This is a genomic window from Massilia sp. Se16.2.3, from assembly GCF_014171595.1.
In the GTDB taxonomy this organism is placed as follows: domain Bacteria; phylum Pseudomonadota; class Gammaproteobacteria; order Burkholderiales; family Burkholderiaceae_D; genus Telluria.
Window position 1 is genome coordinate 2,280,584 of sequence record NZ_CP050451.1, and the last position, 14,647, is coordinate 2,295,230.

The following is a 14,647-nucleotide window of genomic DNA, read 5'->3' on the forward strand; positions in this document are numbered from 1 at the left end:
GGGTGGGCACTTGTGCCCACGCGGACTATTACGGATGAGTAATCGAAACGCCGATCATATCGCCATGGAGCGCTGTCCGCTCATATAAACATCGCCGCAATGCTCGTCGGCCCTATACCGCGTGGGCACGGAGTGCCCACCCTACGAAGCGCGATTGCTCGTCGCTGCGCTTGCGAGGCGCATCCGGCGCATGCGGTAAGATGCCCCATCGTCCACCGCCCGAGAAAACCCCGATGCGCCTTCGTCCCCTTGTCGCGGCCACCTGCGCCGCCCTCAGCCTGTGTTCCGCCGTCCAGGCCCAGCAAGCTCCCGCCGTGCAGGAAGCGGCCCTGCGCGCCCACCTGTCCTACCTCGCCGACGACCTGCTGGAGGGCCGCGGCACCGGCCAGCGCGGCGGGCTGCTGACGGTGCGCTACCTCGAGACCCAGGCCGCGGCCATCGGTTTGAAACCCATCCCCGGCGGCGGCTACCGCCAGCCGGTGCGGATCGAGGGCAGCAAGCTGCAAGCAGGCAGCAGCGTCAGCTTCGACGCCGGCGGCAAGCGCATCGCGCCCGCCATTGGCCAGGGCATCGTGTTCGGCACGGGCAGCGGCAAGACGCAGCTGGCCTTCGACGCGCCGCTCGTCTTCGTCGGGTACGGCGTCAGCGCGCCGGAGGAAAACTGGGACGACTACAAGGGCCAGGACCTCAAGGGCAAGATCCTCGTCATGATGGTCAACGATCCGCAGCCCACAAGCGAAGAGCCGAACCGTTTCGCCGGCAAGGCCTATACCTGGTACGGGCGCTGGCTCTACAAGTATGAAGAAGCGGTACGGCGCGGCGCCGCCGGTGCGCTGCTGATCCACACCACACCGTCCTCGTCCTACCCGTGGAGCGTGCCGGCCAATGGCTTCGCCCACGAGCGCTTCCACCTGGCCGGCCCCGGCAACCCGATCGAAGGCTGGCTGCACGAGGACGCCGCGCGCGAATTGTTCGCAGCCGCCGGCTTCGACCTCGACCGCCTGCGTCTTGAGGCCGAGAAGCGCGACTTCCGTCCGGTCGACCTCAAGACGCGTGCCCACGTCGAGATCAAGTCCGTGATCCGCCAGGTCGAGGACTTCAACGTGGTCGGCATCGTTCCCGGCCTTGACCCCAAACTGAAAGACCAGGCGGTCGTGTATTCGGCGCACTGGGACCATTTCGGCGTCGACCCGAACAGCGCCGGCAAGGACGGCCACGACCACGTATTCAACGGCGCCGTCGACAACGCCACCGGCACTGCCGCGCTCCTGGCAATGGCCGCCGAAGCGGTGAAGAAGCCGACCCGCCGCACCCAGGTCTTCCTGTGGCCGGCGGCGGAAGAGCAGGGCCTGCTGGGCAGCGCGGCCTATGTCGCCAATCCGGTGGTGCCACTGGCAAAAACCGCGGCCGACCTCAACCTCGACAGCCTGAATTTCGTCGGACGCACGCGCGATATCGGCGTGCCTGGCGCGGAGCGCAGCAGCCTGTACGACACGGCCGGCGCGGTGGCGAAGAAAATGGGTTTGAAGCTGGCCCCGACCATTCCAGACCTGTCCGGCGCCTACTTCCGCGCCGACCATTTCAATTTCGCGAAGGCCGGCGTGCCCGCCTTTAACGTCGGCTCGGCCGTGTTTTCGGGCGATGGCCACTTCGAGTTCGAGCACGACCAGGCCCAGGCCAGCGCGAAGATGGTCGGCTTCAAGGGCGACTACCACCAGGTGACGGACGAGTACCACCCGGAGTGGGACCTGTCGGGCATGGTGCAGCAGGCCCAGTTTACGCTCAACCTCGGCTATGCGGTGGCGAACGCACCCGCCATGCCGAGCTGGAAGAAGGGCGATCCGTTCGGGCGCGTCAAGCGTTAAGAGGGAGTCGGCCCCGCCTGGGCGCCCGCGCGATCGCGGACGCGACATGCCGCGATCCTGCGTACCGTTGCCCCTCTGCTCCTAACTCCGTTGCGGGAACACCTGGCCCTTGCCCGCGCGCTTGGCCTGGTACATGCGCTGGTCGGCCTCGCGCAGCAGGTCGGCGGCCGTGGCGCGGCTGCCGGGCGTGAAGACGGCCAGGCCGATGCTGGCGCCGACGGTCGCGCTGCCGTCTTCCACCGCCACCGGGCGCGCCAGGTCGTCGACGATCTTGTGTGCCACCGTGTGGGCGTCGGCCTCGGAATCGGCCAGGCATTCCAGCAGCACCGTGAATTCGTCGCCGGCCAGCCGGAAGACGCTGTCGGTCTTGCGTAGCGCCGTGCGCAGGCGGGCAGCCGTCTCGCACAGCAGGCGGTCGCCCGCCTCGTGGCCGAAGCTGTCGTTGACGGCCTTGAAGCCGTCGAGGTCGATGAACAGCAGCGCCAGGCTGCGCCCGCTACGGGTGGCGCGCGATTGCGCCACCGGCAGCGTCTCCTGCAGCGCGCGCCGGTTCGGCAGGCCGGTGAGCAGGTCGTGGCGGGTTTCGTATTCGCGTGCGGCTTCAAGCTGCTTGCGTTCCGAAATATCGTGCAGGAAGGCGCTGAACATGCGCTGTCCGCGCACTTCCAGTGCATTGATGCGAACCTCCACCATCAGGCGCGAACCGTCCTTGCGTACCGCCGGCAACTCGAGCCGCTTGCCCAGCACCGTCGACGGCTGGCCGGACAGGTTGCGCAGCATGCCGCCCTGGTGGGCGCCAGCCAGCTCCGGCGGAATGATCAGGCGCTCGAGGGGCAGGCCGATCGTCTCGCTGGCGGCAAAGCCGAAGGTCTGCTCGGCCGCCCGGTTCCAGACCGTGACCCGGCCTTCCTGGTCGAGGCCGATGTAGGCGTCGTTGGCATTCTCGATCACGCTGCGCAGTTCGGTCTCGCGCTCGCGCAGTTCGGCCGTGCGCTGCGCCACCCGCGCTTCCAGGTCGGCATGCAGCGCCGCCAGGGCCGCTTCCGCTTCCTTCTGGGCGCCAATCTCCTTGATCACCGCGATGTAGTACTCGATCTGCCCGGCCCCATTGGTCTTCTTGCTCACGTTCAGGTTGATCCAGACGATGCGTCCGTCCTTGTGGATGTAGCGCTTCTCGAGCTGGTACTGCTCGATTTCGCCGTCGCGCAGCTGCCCCAGCAGACCGATGTCGAGTTCGAGGTCGTCGGGATGGGTGATGTCCTGGAAAGTCAGGCGCTGCATCTCGTCCGGCGCATAGCCGACGATGCGGCACAGCGCATTGTTCACGCTGAGCCAGCCGCCGGTGGGCGAGACGAGGGCGATGCCGATGCTGGCCAGGTCGAAGATCGAGCGAAAGCGCGCTTCGCTGGCGCCCATCAGGTGGCGTCCGACCGCGGCCACGCGTTCGCGGTGCTGGACCTCCTTTTGCACCACGTCGGCCAGGTCGATCATGATGCACAGCTCGTCGGCGGTCAGCACGCGCGCGTCGCGGTCGATCGCGCACAGGGTACCGACCGCCAGCCCGCCGCTGGAGCGGATCGGCACGCCGGCATAGAAACGGATGTGCGGATCGCCCGTCACCAAAGGGTTATCGGCAAAGCGCGCGTCGAGGCTGGCATCGTGCACGATGAGAGGCTGGTCCTGCAGGATCGCATGGGCACAGAAGGCGTGCTCGCGCGGCGTTTCGCTCACATCCATGCCGACGCGCGACTTGAACCACTGCCGTTCGGTGTCGACCAGGGTGAACAGCGCAATCGGCACCTTCAGCAGCCGGCTGACCAGGCGCGTGATGCGGTCGAACACTTCCTCGGCGTCGGTATCGAGCAGGTCGAGCGAGGCGAGCAGGGCACGCCGTTCGTCTTCGTCAGGGGGAAAGCTGGGTGGCATGGGCTCCGTAGGCACAGGTAGTCATCATAAGAACCACTGTAGCAGATTGCGAAACGGCGCAAGATTCCAGGCTTGCAACGAGGCGATGCCTTCGCTCCCGGAGCGTTGCGGGGGCGCGATAGACTACTGGTTGTGGCGCACTTTTTTCGGTGGAATTAACATTTGTCCATCGAGTTCAGCGGACGGATACCGTAAGCTTCCTTTTCCTTGGGGCAATGTCGGCACCGCCGCGTGCCCCGCTTTACCTTGGGAGCAAAGCGGCGATCGAGCAAGTGGTCCACACCGGCTCGGGCGGCGACATCGACGCCGGCAGCCTGCCCGGCCTGGGCACGGTCGGCGGACGCATGCTGATCCTCCTCGACATCGAGCACCTGATGGGCACGCCCGAGATGGGCCTGGCCAATCCGCTGGCGCAAGCCGCCTGATGTCCCTTATGACTATCCGAATTCGCACATGAAACTCGCAAACCTGAAAATCGCACAACGCCTGTCCCTGGGCTTCGGCACCTTGTGCTTCCTCCTCGTCGGTACCCAGATCCTCAGCCAGGACGCGCTCGACCGGGTCAACGCAGGCACGGCCGAACTGGCCGGCCGCCGCATTCCGAACGTCATCGCCACCACCGCTGTCCAGTCGGAAATCAACGACGTTGCCATTGCCCTGCGCAACATGATGCTCGATGCCGATCCGGCCGACCGCCAGAAACAGCTCGCCGAAATCAGCGCCTCGCGCCAGGCGGCCGAAGAGCAGCTGGCCAAACTGAGCCACATGCTGGTCAACCCCAGCGCACAGGCGCTGCTCGCGCGCATGACGGAAGCGCACGAAAAATATGCCAGGTGCCAGGGCGAACTGATCAAACGGATCGAGGCCGGCGACGAAGCCGAAATGCGCCGCTACCTGAAGCAGGAAATCCGTCCGGTGCTGGCTGAACTGAAGATGGCCGTGGCCCAGCAGATCGCGCTGCAGGCCAGGATCAGCAACGAGACCGCCGAGGCGGCCCACGCCACCTTCGAGACCACCCGTTTCATGATGATCCTTCTCGGCGCGGTCTCGCTCGCGCTGGCCGCGCTCATCGCCTGGTGGAACACCCGTTCGATCACCCGCCCGATGGCCCGGGCGCTGGAAGTGGCGAACACGGTGGCCGCGGGCGACCTCACCAGCCGCATCGAGATCACCAGCCAGGACGAAACCGGCATGCTGCTGCAGGCTTTGAAGACCATGAACGAGAACCTGGTGCGCACGGTCGTCACGGTACGCACCGGGACCGAAACCATCGGTACCGCCTCGGCGGAAGTGGCCGCGGGCAGCCTCGACTTGTCCGCCCGTACCGAGCAGCAGGCCTCCTCGCTGGAAGAAACCGCCTCGTCGATGGAAGAACTGACTTCGACCGTGAAGCAGAACGCCGATAACGCCCGCCAGGCCAACATGCTGGCCGACGCCGCCTCGCAGGTGGCCCAGCGCGGTGGCCGCGTGATCGGTGACGTGGTCGGCACCATGGACCAGATCAATGCGTCGGCCGGCAAGATCGCCGACATCATCGGCGTCATCGACGGCATCGCTTTCCAGACCAACATCCTGGCCTTGAACGCCGCCGTGGAAGCGGCCAGGGCCGGCGAGCAGGGCCGCGGTTTCGCGGTCGTCGCTTCCGAGGTGCGCAACCTTGCCCAGCGGTCGGCCGCCGCCGCCGTGGAAATCAAGGGCCTGATCGGCGACTCGGCCCAGGCCGTCGAGGCTGGCAGCAAGCTGGTGGGTGAAGCCGGCGCGACGATGGACGAGATCGTCGACAGCGTGCGCCGCGTCACCGACATCATGGGCGAGATCACCTCCGCCAGCGTCGAGCAGACCGCCGGCATCGAGCAGATCAACGAAGCCGTCGCCCAGATGGACCAGGTGACCCAGCAGAACGCCGCGCTGGTCGAAGAGGCTGCTGCCGCGTCCGCTTCGATGCAGGAGCAGGCCGCCCACCTGTCGCGCGCCGTGAGCGTGTTCCGCATCGACGGGGCCGAACTTGCGCGTGCCCAGGCTGCGCCGGCGGCACCGGCGGCACCGGCGGCAAAGCAACAGGCTGCGCGTCCGGCACTGGCGCAGCCGGCACGCTCGGCCAGGGCCGCCACGCCCGTGCGCAAGCCGGCCGCCCGGAAGGCGACCGTTGGCGCCGATGGCGGCGACTGGGAAGAGTTCTGATCGCCGTCACGGTAACCGGCGTCGCTTGATGACGCCGCTGCTGGAAGGGAGCCTGCGCTTGCGCAGGCTTTTTTCATTTGTGCGGCGCGCGGCGGCTGCGCCAACGTCGCGCTGGGCCGCGGGCGAGCATGCTAGCATCGGTGCCATCCCTGGTGGCCGTCCCGCGGCCGCCATTCGCCCATCACCAGGAGAATCGACAACGTGCAAACCGGTATCGTGCAAGCGCCCTTCGGCCAACTGCCAGGCGGCGAGGAAGTCACCGTGTTCACGCTTGCCAACGGCAGCGGCATGCGGGTCAATATCCTCGATTTCGGCGGCATCATCACCGAGATCCACGTACCCGATCGCGCAGGCCGCCTGGCCGACGTCGCCCTCGGCTTCGACACGCTCGCTCCCTACCTGAACGACAGCCCGTATTTCGGCGCCCTGATCGGCCGCTACGGCAACCGCATCGCGGGCGGACGCTTCACGCTCGATGGCCGGCAGTACCTGCTACCGGTCAACAACGGCAAGAACCACCTGCACGGCGGCGTGCCCGGTTTCGACCGGGTCAAGTGGCAGGCCCGCGTCGAGGGCGAGGAGCTGGTGCTGTCCTACCGCAGCCCTGACGGCGAGCAGGGCTACCCGGGCACGCTCGAGGCGACGGTGCGCTATCGCCTGAGCGAAGACAATGCCATCGTGGTGCGTTTCCATGCCGTGACCGACCGTGCCACGCCGGTGAACCTGACCCAGCACAGCTATTTCAACCTCGCAGGCGGTGGAAGCATCCTCGACCACGAGATCGAGATCGCCGCCGGCGCCATCGTGCCGGTCGACGCCGACCTGGTGCCGACGGGGACGCTGATGGACGCGACTGGTACCCCTTTCGATTTCCGCACGGCGCGTCCGATCGGCGCGCGCATCGACGAGGCGCACGAGCAGCTGCGCCACGGCGGCGGCTACGACCATTGCTTCGTCCTCGACAAGCAGCCCGGTGCGATGAGCCTGGCCGCGCGCGTGCGCGACCCCGGTTCGGGACGCGTGCTGGAGCTGTTCACGCAGGAGCCCGGCGTGCAGTTCTACAGCGGTAACTTCCTCGACGGCTCCCTGCGCGGCAAAGGACAAAGCTATCCGTATCGCGGCGGCTTCTGCCTCGAGCCCCAGCACTTCCCCGATTCGCCCAACCAGCCGGGATTCCCGAACACGATCCTGCGTCCGGGCGAGGTCTACGAGACCGAATCGCGTTTCCGTTTTTCGGTCGAAAAATAGGGCGCCGGCGCCCCGTTTGCGCCCTTTTCATGCGCGGCGCATGCGCTTCTACCCGGGGCGCATGACCCGGTTACGCTAGGAGGAATGCGCCTTCTTGCGGGGGCGTTCGACCGCTATAATCGTTCGAACGACCATCGTGTCAGCCGCTCACGCCCGCATGAAAACAGCCGCATGAACACAGCGATCAGCGCTTCCTCTCTTGCCGCCGGCGGTGACCGTGTCCGCTCGCTGCTGGGCACCGCACATGCGCCTGGCACCGGGCGTTCGTGGCCGGACCCCTTGCGCGCCGTCGTCGACCTGATGCTCGACTCGCGCGTCCCGATGTTCGTCGCCTGGGGGCCGCAGCTGCGGCTGCTCTACAACGAAGCCTGCGTCGACCTGCTGGGCGGGCGCCATCCGGATGCGCTGAACCAGCCGCTGGCAGAGGCCTGCACCGGATCCTGGACCGAGGTGCTGCCCATCGTCGAAGGCGTCCTGGCGGGCGATGCCGTCCTGTGCGAGGACTTGCCCCCGGGCGTGGAGCGGCAGGGACGCGAGCTGCGGCGCTATGTCTCGCTGTCGGTCTCGCCGGTGCGCGAGCGCGGCCAGGTGATCGGCGCATATTGCGTGCTGACCGATACCACGGCGCGCGTGCTGGCCGAGCAGCAGCATGCCTTCCACCTCAAGCTGGCGGCGACGCTGCGCGAACTGCTCGACCCGATCGCGATCATGGGGGCAGCAAGCGCGCTGATCGGCAAGTACCTGGCGGTGGGACGGGCCGGTTACGGCGAGATCGACGCCAGCGGCCAGGTCGTCAGCGTGGAGCGCGACTGGACCGACGGCAGGGTGGCCAGCCTGACCGGCGCGAGCCGTCCGCTCGACAGCTTCGGCCCGGCGCTCGTCAATCAGCTGCGCCAGGGGCGGGTGCTGCGGCTCGACGACGTCGGCAGCGACCCCCAGGCCGCGCCCTACGCGGCCGGCTATGCCAGCATCGATGCGCGCGCGATGATCGTCGTTCCGATCCACGAGGCGGGCCGCCTGGCGGCCATCTTCTACCTGCACGAGCCAATGCCGCGCGACTGGAACGAGCGCGAGGTGACGCTGGCCGAGGATGTGGCACGCCACACGCGCGAGGCGGTGCGCCGCGCCCGCATCGAGGAAACCCTGCGCGACGAAACGCGCATCCTCGAGGTGCTGAACCGCTCCGGCCAGGCGCTGGCCTCCACGCTCGACCTCGACACGCTGCTGCAGGCGGTCACCGAAGCCGGCACCCAATTGTCCGGCGCGCGCTTCGGCGCTTTTTTCTACAACGGCCACGAGGAACGCGGCGACGTCATGCGGCTCATTACGCTGGCCGGCGCTGCGCGCGAGGCCTTTGCGGGAGAAGAGGGCGCGCGCATCGCGCAGTTGCTGGCGCCGGCCTTCGAGCACCACGGGCCGGTGCGCAGCGACGACCTGGCGGCCGGGCTGCAGGAGCCGCGCGTGCCGCCGCTGGCGGACCTGCCGCCGGGGCTGCCGCCTGATCTTCAACCTGTGCGCAGCTACCTGGCGGTGCCGGTGGTCTCGCAAGCGGGCACGGTGCTGGGCGGCCTGGTGTTCGGCCATCCCGAGCCAGGTGTCTTCACCGAGCGCACCGAACGGATCGTCGCCGGCGTCGCCGCCCAGGCCGCGGTGGCGATGGACAATGCGCGCCTGTACGAGGTGGCCCGCAAGTCGGCCCTGGAGCGCGACGCCCTGCTGCAAAGCGAGCGCGCCGCGCGCGTCGAGGCCGAGCGCCTCTCCCGCATGAAAGACGAATTTCGGCCATGCTGGCGCACGAGCTGCGCAACCCGCTGGCGCCGATCAGCAGCTCGGCCGGCATGCTCGGCATCCTCTACCGCGAAGAGCCGCGCATTCGCCAGGCCAGCGCCATCATCAGCCGCCAGGTCAAGCACATGAGCCGCCTGATCGACGACCTGCTCGATGTCTCGCGCGTCACCCGCGGCCTGGTCACGCTGCAGGTGAGCGAGGTCGACCTGTGCGAAGTGGTGCGCAGCGCCCTCGACCAGACCCGGCCGCTGTTCGAGGAAAAAGCCCATCGCGTGGAAGTCGCCCTGCCGGATTGCCCGGTCCATGTGCAGGGCGACGGCACGCGCCTGATCCAGGCCATCGCGAATATCCTCAACAATGCGGCCAAGTACACGCCGCCGGCCGGCACCATCTGGGTCACGCTGGCGAGCGATGGCGCCAGCGCGCGCGCCTGGAAGTGCGCGACAACGGCTCGGGCATGCCGTCCGACCTGCTGCCGAGCGTGTTCGACCTGTTCACGCAGGGGCGCGCACGCTGGCGCGCTCGCAGGGCGGGCTGGGACTCGGGCTGGCGCTGGTCAAGAAGCTGATCGACCTGCACGGCGGCGAAGTCCATGCCCACAGCGAAGGCGTCGGGCTGGGCAGCACCTTCGCCATCGTGCTGCCGTGCACGCTGACGGAGCAGGCAGCCATGGACACGACGTCCGGCGCGCGGCGCCAGGGCGGGCTGGACGCGGCAGCCTACCGGCCGCTGCGCCTCATTATCGTCGACGACAACGAGGACGCCGCCGACAGCCTGGCGACGCTGCTGCGCGCGCAGGGACACGCGGTGATGGTCGAGTACAGCGCGCGCGCCGCGCTGGACCGGGCGACGCGCGAGCGGCCCGATGCGATGGTGGTCGACATCGGCCTGCCCGACATGGACGGCTACCAGCTCGCCTCGCTGCTGCGCGGCCAGGCCGAGACGCAGGGCGCCTGCCTGATCGCCGCCACCGGCTACGGGCAGGAGCGCGACCGCGAGCGTGCACGCGCAGCCGGCTTCGCGCACCATCTGGTCAAGCCGCTCGACATGGCGGCGCTGGTGAAGATACTGCAGTCGGTGGCAAGGGCCTGACGCGGCCTGCGTCAGGTGCCCAGCACGCGCAGGGCCAGGCGCACGGCGATCGTCCACAGCACGCCAAGGCTGCCCGGGTAGAGGAGGGCGCGCCAAGGCTGCAGGGCGGCCAGCAAGGCGCCCGTATGCAGGTAGCGCAGGCCGACGTAGGCGCTGAAGAGCAGCGCGGCCTCACGAGCCTGCGCGCCGGCCAGCACCCAGCACAGGGCCAGCGCCGGGAACAGCGGCAGGTTTTCCACATCGTTGCGCCACACGGCCGCGCAGCGGCGCACGATCGGCGCTTCCTCGGCGGCGGTAGCCACGCGCAGCAACGCGGCGTCTTCCGGTAGCAGGAAGGTGCGCGCGCGCAAGCGGCTGACGACCTGCAGGACGCTGGTGGCGGTGGTCTTGGCAAACAGGGCGATCAGCGCGCAGACAAAGGCCTGCCAGGCGGGATAGGTACTCATCGGCTTTCTCCATTTTCTTCATGCCGCGGATGCGGTGAGAGGATTATCGGAGGAGGCGGCCCGGGGCGACAGTGGCGAAAGCGACAATGTTATGGTCTAATCCGCCAGATGAGCTCACTCGTTACCTCTACCGAAGCGGCGGGCGTCAAGACCATCCGTATCGGCGTGCTGGCCTATCCCGGCTGCCTGCGCAGCGGCGTCGTCGTGCCGCTCGACGTGCTGCGCATTGCGAACACGCTGTCCGGCTACCGTCCGGCTGGCGCGCGCGTCCGTTTCGAAGCCAGTTGGCTGGGTGCGCGCGGCGAACCCGCCATCAGCGTCGACGGCCTGGGCTTCGCGCTGGCGCCGCTGCTTGACGCCCGGCTCGACGCCCTGATCCTGCCCGGCATTGCGCACGACTCGGCGCGCGACGTGGCGCGGGTGCTGGAGACACTGGCGCCGGAAATGGCGGCGCTGCGCTCCTGGCTGGGCGGTGGCGGCCTGCTGGCCTCGAGCTGCTCGAGTACCTGCCTGGTCGCGGGCGCGGGCCTGCTCGACGGGCGCAAGGCCACCACCAGCTGGTGGCTGTCGGCCTGGTTCCGCCAGCAGTTCCCGCAGGTCGCGCTCGACGCCGACGCACTGGTCGTGCACGACGGGCCCTTCGTTTCTTCGGGCGGCTTCGGCTCGACCATGGACCTGACCCTCTGGCTGATCGGGCATTTCGGCGGCGAGGAACTACGCCAGATCACCGCCAAGGTGCTGGTGATGGACGCCCACCGCGCCAGCCAGGCGCCGTACATCGCCGATGCCATGGTCGCCCGGGGCGCCTCGCCGACGATCGCGCGCGCGCGCCGCTGGCTCAATGCGCGCCTGGACCGGCCCTGGTCGATGGCGCAGCTGGCCGCGCACTGCCACACCAGCGAACGGACGCTGCTGCGGCGCTTCCGGGGAGGCGCTCGGGCATAGTCCGATCCAGTATGCGCAGCAGCTGCGCGTGGAGCGGGCCAAGGCCTTGCTCGAGACGACGGCCTTGCCGCTCGACGAGATCACGGCGCGCTGCGGCTACGAGGATGTCGCCAGCTTCAGCAAGGTGTTCAAGCGCTGGGCGGCGCTGACGCCGAGGGAGTATCGGCAGCGGTTTTCGCTGGCCAGGTAGCAGATCGCTGCGCGGCCCGGGTCAGGATTGGAGCGCCGCCATCTGCGCCAGCAGCGTGGCGCGGGCGGCGTCGATCTGGCGCGGGTTGGTCTTGGACCGACAGCGCGGCGCGGTCCTTGCGGCCGAGGAAGTAGGCGACGCGTTCGGCGTTGGCGCCGGAAGGGTGGGGCAGGCCGTGCAGGATGCGGTCGCGCTTGATCACGCCTTCGCGCGCCAGCCAGTCCAGCCCTTCGGCCACGCTGGCGCCCATCGGAATGTAGAGGGCGTCCGGCATCTGCCGGGCTTCGTGGGCAAAGTAGCGCAGCACCTGTTCGCGCAGGAAGGGCTGCTTCACGATGCCGGGCGTGCCGCTGTAGTTCTTGCCGTCGACGAAAATCGGGTGGCGCAGGATGGCGCCGATCTGCACCAGGTGGGCGTCGGCATCGAACAGCGAAGCGCAGCTGGCGATGCCGAGCCAGCGCTGCATGCCGATGGCGTCGAGCAGGGCGACGAAGTTCGGCCGGATCGCGCCGCTGAACGCGCCCGCCAGGCGCGCCGCGCGCAATACGTCTTCCGGGCGCTGCCGGCCGCCAGCTGGCGCTGGGTCTCGGCCAGCGCGTTCTTCCATTGCACAAAGCCCGGCGCGATGCCGACCACGACCAGGCGGGCGCGTGGGTTGACGTATTCGAAGGGGATGTAGTGGGCGCTGACGCGGCCTTCGCGCCCCAGCAGGAAGCGCTCCGGTATCGCCGCCGGTGCCGTCACCGAACGCAGGTCGAGCGCGCGGATCGCATCGACGTAGTCGGGAAACAGGAGCGGCGTCATGGTGGAGGCTGGCGTTAATCTTGAGAAAATTATAGTTCCCGCGAAAAATTAGGTAAAGGGGCAGGAGGGGCGTGCGTCGCGGGTGCCGCGCGCGGGCCAGCGGGACCGGCGGTGGCGGGCGGGAGGTGGTAAGCTGGCGTGAAACAAGGGCTTCGCCGGCGAAGAACTTGCCGGCATCGAGGGGAGGCCAGCATGCCCCAAGTCGCATTGATCACGGTTCACGGAATGGGCGAGACCCCGCGCGACTACGCGGCGGGCGTGTTCGGCGAGATGCGCGCCAGGCTCGGTCCGCAGCTGCGCGAGCGCGCCGCCTTCTTCTCCGTCTACTACCAGCACATCCTGCAAAAGAACGAGCAGATCGTCTGGAAGCGCGTCGATACCCAGAGCAAGGTGCATTACGACCAGCTACGCAAATTCCTGCTGTTCGGCTTTGCCGACGCCGCCGGGCTGGAAAACCGCAAGGAGATGCATGGGTCGGTGTACGAGCTGGCCCAGGGCGAGATCGCGCGCGCCCTGCTCGGTGCCTGCACCCTGAATCCGGACATGCCGGTGGTGTTCCTGGCGCACTCCCTCGGCTGCCAGGTGCTGTCGAGCTACATCTACGATGCGCAGAAGGCGCGCGCCGGCGAACCGGTGGCGGCCGGCATCTGGCGCGACATCGACGCCTGGGCGCGCCCGGCGGTGGGGCGCGCACTGACCGAGCACGAAAAGTGGTACCTGGCCGCCGGCACCTGCAGCGGCCTGGTGACGACCGGCTGCAACATCCCGATTTTCGTCGCCGCCCACAAGGAGATGCACGTCAAGCCGATCGCGCCGCCGACGCCCCATTTCCACTGGCTGAACCTGTACGACCCCGACGACGTGCTGGGCTGGCCCCTGCGCCCGCTATCGCCCGGCTACGCCGCCCTGGTCGAGGACCGCGCCATCAATGCCGGGCAGGGCGCGGTGACCTGGATGCTCAAGAGCTGGAATCCCTTGTCGCACAGCGCCTACTGGCAGGATGTGCAGGTGCTCGAGGCGCTGGCGGCGATGTTGCGGCGGATGGCGGAGTGAGGAAGTGGACCGCGGAAACATTGTTGGCTGGACCCCACCCTACGGCCCCGCCTTGCGTGCCGCATCCTCGCGCTCCATGCGTGCCCGCACGCCGCCGTCGACTCCGGTTCCGCCGGGCGTCGGCTGGTGGATGGCGTTGCTGCTGCTTGGGACCGGGCTGCCCAGTTCGAACTGCTCCCTTGCGGGCGACGCCGGCCGAAATACGCTCGGTGATGTCCGGTGCGATGCGGTGGCCCCAGTAGGCGCTGCGTGCCTTCCAGCCGGCCGGGACTTCCTCGCGCGGATAGACCGAGGCGCGCACGATGATGTCGACCACCTTGGCCGGATCGTCCATCAATGGCATGCGCGGCGCGTGGCCGCTGTAGTTGGAAGCGTGTTCGAAAAAGGGCGTATCGGCCGCCCGGGGCAGCACGGTCGTGACGGCGATGCGGTCCTGGCCGGCCAGGCGCAGTTCCTCGCGCAGCGCCCGTCCCGGGGCCAGCACCGCGGCCTTGGTCGAGGAGTAGGACGCGTGATAGGCCTGCGGTACCTCGCTTTCCACCGAGCCGATGTTCATCAGGACGCCGTGACCCTGCTGGCGGAACTGGCGCAGCGCGACGTGGCTGCCGTAGATGACGCCCTTGAGGTTGACGTCGACGACGCGCGCGTGGTCTTCCATCGGAATCTTGTCGAATTCGCCGATCGCGCCGACGCCCGCGTTGTTGATCCAGACGTCGATGCGGCCGAAGCGGCGCACCGTTTCCTCGGCCAGGCGGCGTAGGTCCTCGGGACGGGCGACGTCGACCGTGACGACGAGCGCCGTGCCGCCGGCGGCCGTGACCTGGCCCGCGACTTCGTTCAACACCTCGGTGCGGCGCGCGGCCAGCACCACGTTGGCGTGCATCGCGCCCAGGCGCAGGGCGACGCCGCCGCGCCGAAACCGCTCGAGGCGCCCGTCACGACATAGGTCTTGCCGGCCACGGTGGCCGCTTCGTCGGCCGACAGCGTGCTGGCGCAGCCACCAAATAGAAGCGCCGGCAACAGGGCAAGGATGTACAGCAGCCGCCGCATGGCGGACTGGTCAGACACAGGCATAGGGACTCCACGGGGGACAACGATGAGTCCATCTT

12 protein-coding genes and 3 pseudogenes are annotated in these 14,647 nt (G+C 68.4%); 10 read left to right on the forward strand and 5 right to left on the reverse strand.

Annotation, left to right across the window (positions count from 1 at the left end):
• Positions 1–233 precede the first annotated feature (233 nt).
• Positions 234–1,865, forward strand: coding sequence for a M28 family peptidase (locus tag G4G31_RS10465; protein WP_182991369.1), 1,632 nt, complete (start codon positions 234–236; stop codon positions 1,863–1,865).
• Between the two features lie 81 nt (positions 1,866–1,946).
• Here the strand turns inward: G4G31_RS10465 and G4G31_RS10470 are convergent, their stop codons facing one another.
• A complete protein-coding gene (locus tag G4G31_RS10470; RefSeq protein WP_182991370.1) occupies positions 1,947–3,791 on the reverse strand; it encodes a PAS domain S-box protein in 1,845 nt (614 codons plus the stop codon).
• 299 nt (positions 3,792–4,090) lie between these two features.
• On the opposite strand from G4G31_RS10470, the pseudogene G4G31_RS25670 reads away from it, so the two are divergent.
• The 6 genes and pseudogenes from G4G31_RS25670 to G4G31_RS25685 form a co-directional block, all read left to right on the forward strand.
• Positions 4,091–4,216 (forward strand): annotated as a pseudogene (locus tag G4G31_RS25670) (chemotaxis protein CheW); the annotation flags it as partial.
• Positions 4,217–4,244: 28 nt separating this feature from the next.
• A complete protein-coding gene (locus tag G4G31_RS10480) occupies positions 4,245–5,972 on the forward strand; it encodes a methyl-accepting chemotaxis protein (protein WP_182991372.1) in 1,728 nt (575 codons plus the stop codon).
• A 201-nt stretch (positions 5,973–6,173) separates the two neighbouring features.
• Positions 6,174–7,220, forward strand: coding sequence for an aldose epimerase family protein (locus G4G31_RS10485; protein ID WP_182991373.1), 1,047 nt, complete (start codon positions 6,174–6,176; stop codon positions 7,218–7,220).
• A gap of 708 nt (positions 7,221–7,928) precedes the next feature.
• Positions 7,929–8,825, forward strand: a pseudogene (locus G4G31_RS25675) (GAF domain-containing protein); the annotation flags it as partial.
• A 179-nt stretch (positions 8,826–9,004) separates the two neighbouring features.
• Positions 9,005–9,121 (forward strand): annotated as a pseudogene (locus G4G31_RS25680) (hypothetical protein); the annotation flags it as partial.
• 298 nt (positions 9,122–9,419) lie between these two features.
• On the forward strand, positions 9,420–10,100 hold the full coding sequence (locus tag G4G31_RS25685) for a response regulator (protein WP_229425496.1): 681 nt from the start codon (positions 9,420–9,422) through the stop codon (positions 10,098–10,100).
• A gap of 11 nt (positions 10,101–10,111) precedes the next feature.
• On the opposite strand, the gene G4G31_RS10495 is transcribed toward G4G31_RS25685, so the two are convergent.
• Complete coding sequence (locus G4G31_RS10495) at positions 10,112–10,546, reverse strand: MAPEG family protein (protein ID WP_182991374.1); 435 nt, start codon at positions 10,544–10,546, stop codon at positions 10,112–10,114.
• 108 nt (positions 10,547–10,654) lie between these two features.
• On the opposite strand from G4G31_RS10495, the gene G4G31_RS10500 reads away from it, so the two are divergent.
• Positions 10,655–11,491: a GlxA family transcriptional regulator gene (locus tag G4G31_RS10500; RefSeq protein WP_182991375.1), complete on the forward strand. Its 837-nt coding sequence runs from the start codon at positions 10,655–10,657 to the stop codon at positions 11,489–11,491.
• Between the two features lie 28 nt (positions 11,492–11,519).
• Positions 11,520–11,681, forward strand: coding sequence for a helix-turn-helix domain-containing protein (locus G4G31_RS25690; RefSeq protein WP_229425497.1), 162 nt, complete (start codon positions 11,520–11,522; stop codon positions 11,679–11,681).
• Here the strand turns inward: G4G31_RS25690 and G4G31_RS10510 are convergent.
• Positions 11,620–12,225 carry a hypothetical protein gene (locus tag G4G31_RS10510; RefSeq protein WP_229425498.1) on the reverse strand — a complete coding sequence of 202 codons (606 nt, stop codon included), beginning with the start codon at positions 12,223–12,225 and terminating at the stop codon, positions 11,620–11,622. The two genes, G4G31_RS25690 and G4G31_RS10510, sit on opposite strands and share 62 nt — an antisense overlap.
• A 452-nt stretch (positions 12,226–12,677) precedes the next feature.
• Between G4G31_RS10510 and G4G31_RS10515 the strand changes: the two genes are divergently transcribed.
• The gene (locus tag G4G31_RS10515; protein WP_182991377.1) at positions 12,678–13,538 is read left to right on the forward strand and encodes a hypothetical protein; all 861 of its coding nucleotides are present in this window, start codon (positions 12,678–12,680) and stop codon (positions 13,536–13,538) included.
• On the opposite strand, the gene G4G31_RS10520 is transcribed toward G4G31_RS10515, so the two are convergent.
• Positions 13,444–14,421, reverse strand: coding sequence for an SDR family oxidoreductase (locus G4G31_RS10520; protein ID WP_202033733.1), 978 nt, complete (start codon positions 14,419–14,421; stop codon positions 13,444–13,446). The two genes, G4G31_RS10515 and G4G31_RS10520, sit on opposite strands and share 95 nt — an antisense overlap.
• Complete coding sequence (locus G4G31_RS24555; RefSeq protein ID WP_202033734.1) at positions 14,376–14,612, reverse strand: hypothetical protein; 237 nt, start codon at positions 14,610–14,612, stop codon at positions 14,376–14,378. The genes G4G31_RS10520 and G4G31_RS24555 overlap by 46 nt, the downstream gene beginning before the upstream one ends.
• Positions 14,613–14,647: the final 35 nt, after the last annotated feature.

What these genes read in the sequence shown, in the direction of transcription:
- G4G31_RS10465 (WP_182991369.1), top strand. Translation starts at nt 234, where the DNA reads ATGCGCCTTCGTCCCCTTGTCGCGGCCACCTGCGCCGCCCTCAGCCTG.
- G4G31_RS10470 (WP_182991370.1), bottom strand. Translation starts at nt 3,791, where the DNA reads ATGCCACCCAGCTTTCCCCCTGACGAAGACGAACGGCGTGCCCTGCTC.
- G4G31_RS10480 (WP_182991372.1), top strand. Translation starts at nt 4,245, where the DNA reads ATGAAACTCGCAAACCTGAAAATCGCACAACGCCTGTCCCTGGGCTTC.
- G4G31_RS25685 (WP_229425496.1), top strand. Translation starts at nt 9,420, where the DNA reads ATGGCGCCAGCGCGCGCGCCTGGAAGTGCGCGACAACGGCTCGGGCAT.
- G4G31_RS10495 (WP_182991374.1), bottom strand. Translation starts at nt 10,546, where the DNA reads ATGAGTACCTATCCCGCCTGGCAGGCCTTTGTCTGCGCGCTGATCGCC.
- G4G31_RS10500 (WP_182991375.1), top strand. Translation starts at nt 10,655, where the DNA reads ATGAGCTCACTCGTTACCTCTACCGAAGCGGCGGGCGTCAAGACCATC.
- G4G31_RS10515 (WP_182991377.1), top strand. Translation starts at nt 12,678, where the DNA reads ATGCCCCAAGTCGCATTGATCACGGTTCACGGAATGGGCGAGACCCCG.
- G4G31_RS10520 (WP_202033733.1), bottom strand. Translation starts at nt 14,421, where the DNA reads ATGCACGCCAACGTGGTGCTGGCCGCGCGCCGCACCGAGGTGTTGAAC.
- G4G31_RS24555 (WP_202033734.1), bottom strand. Translation starts at nt 14,612, where the DNA reads ATGCCTGTGTCTGACCAGTCCGCCATGCGGCGGCTGCTGTACATCCTT.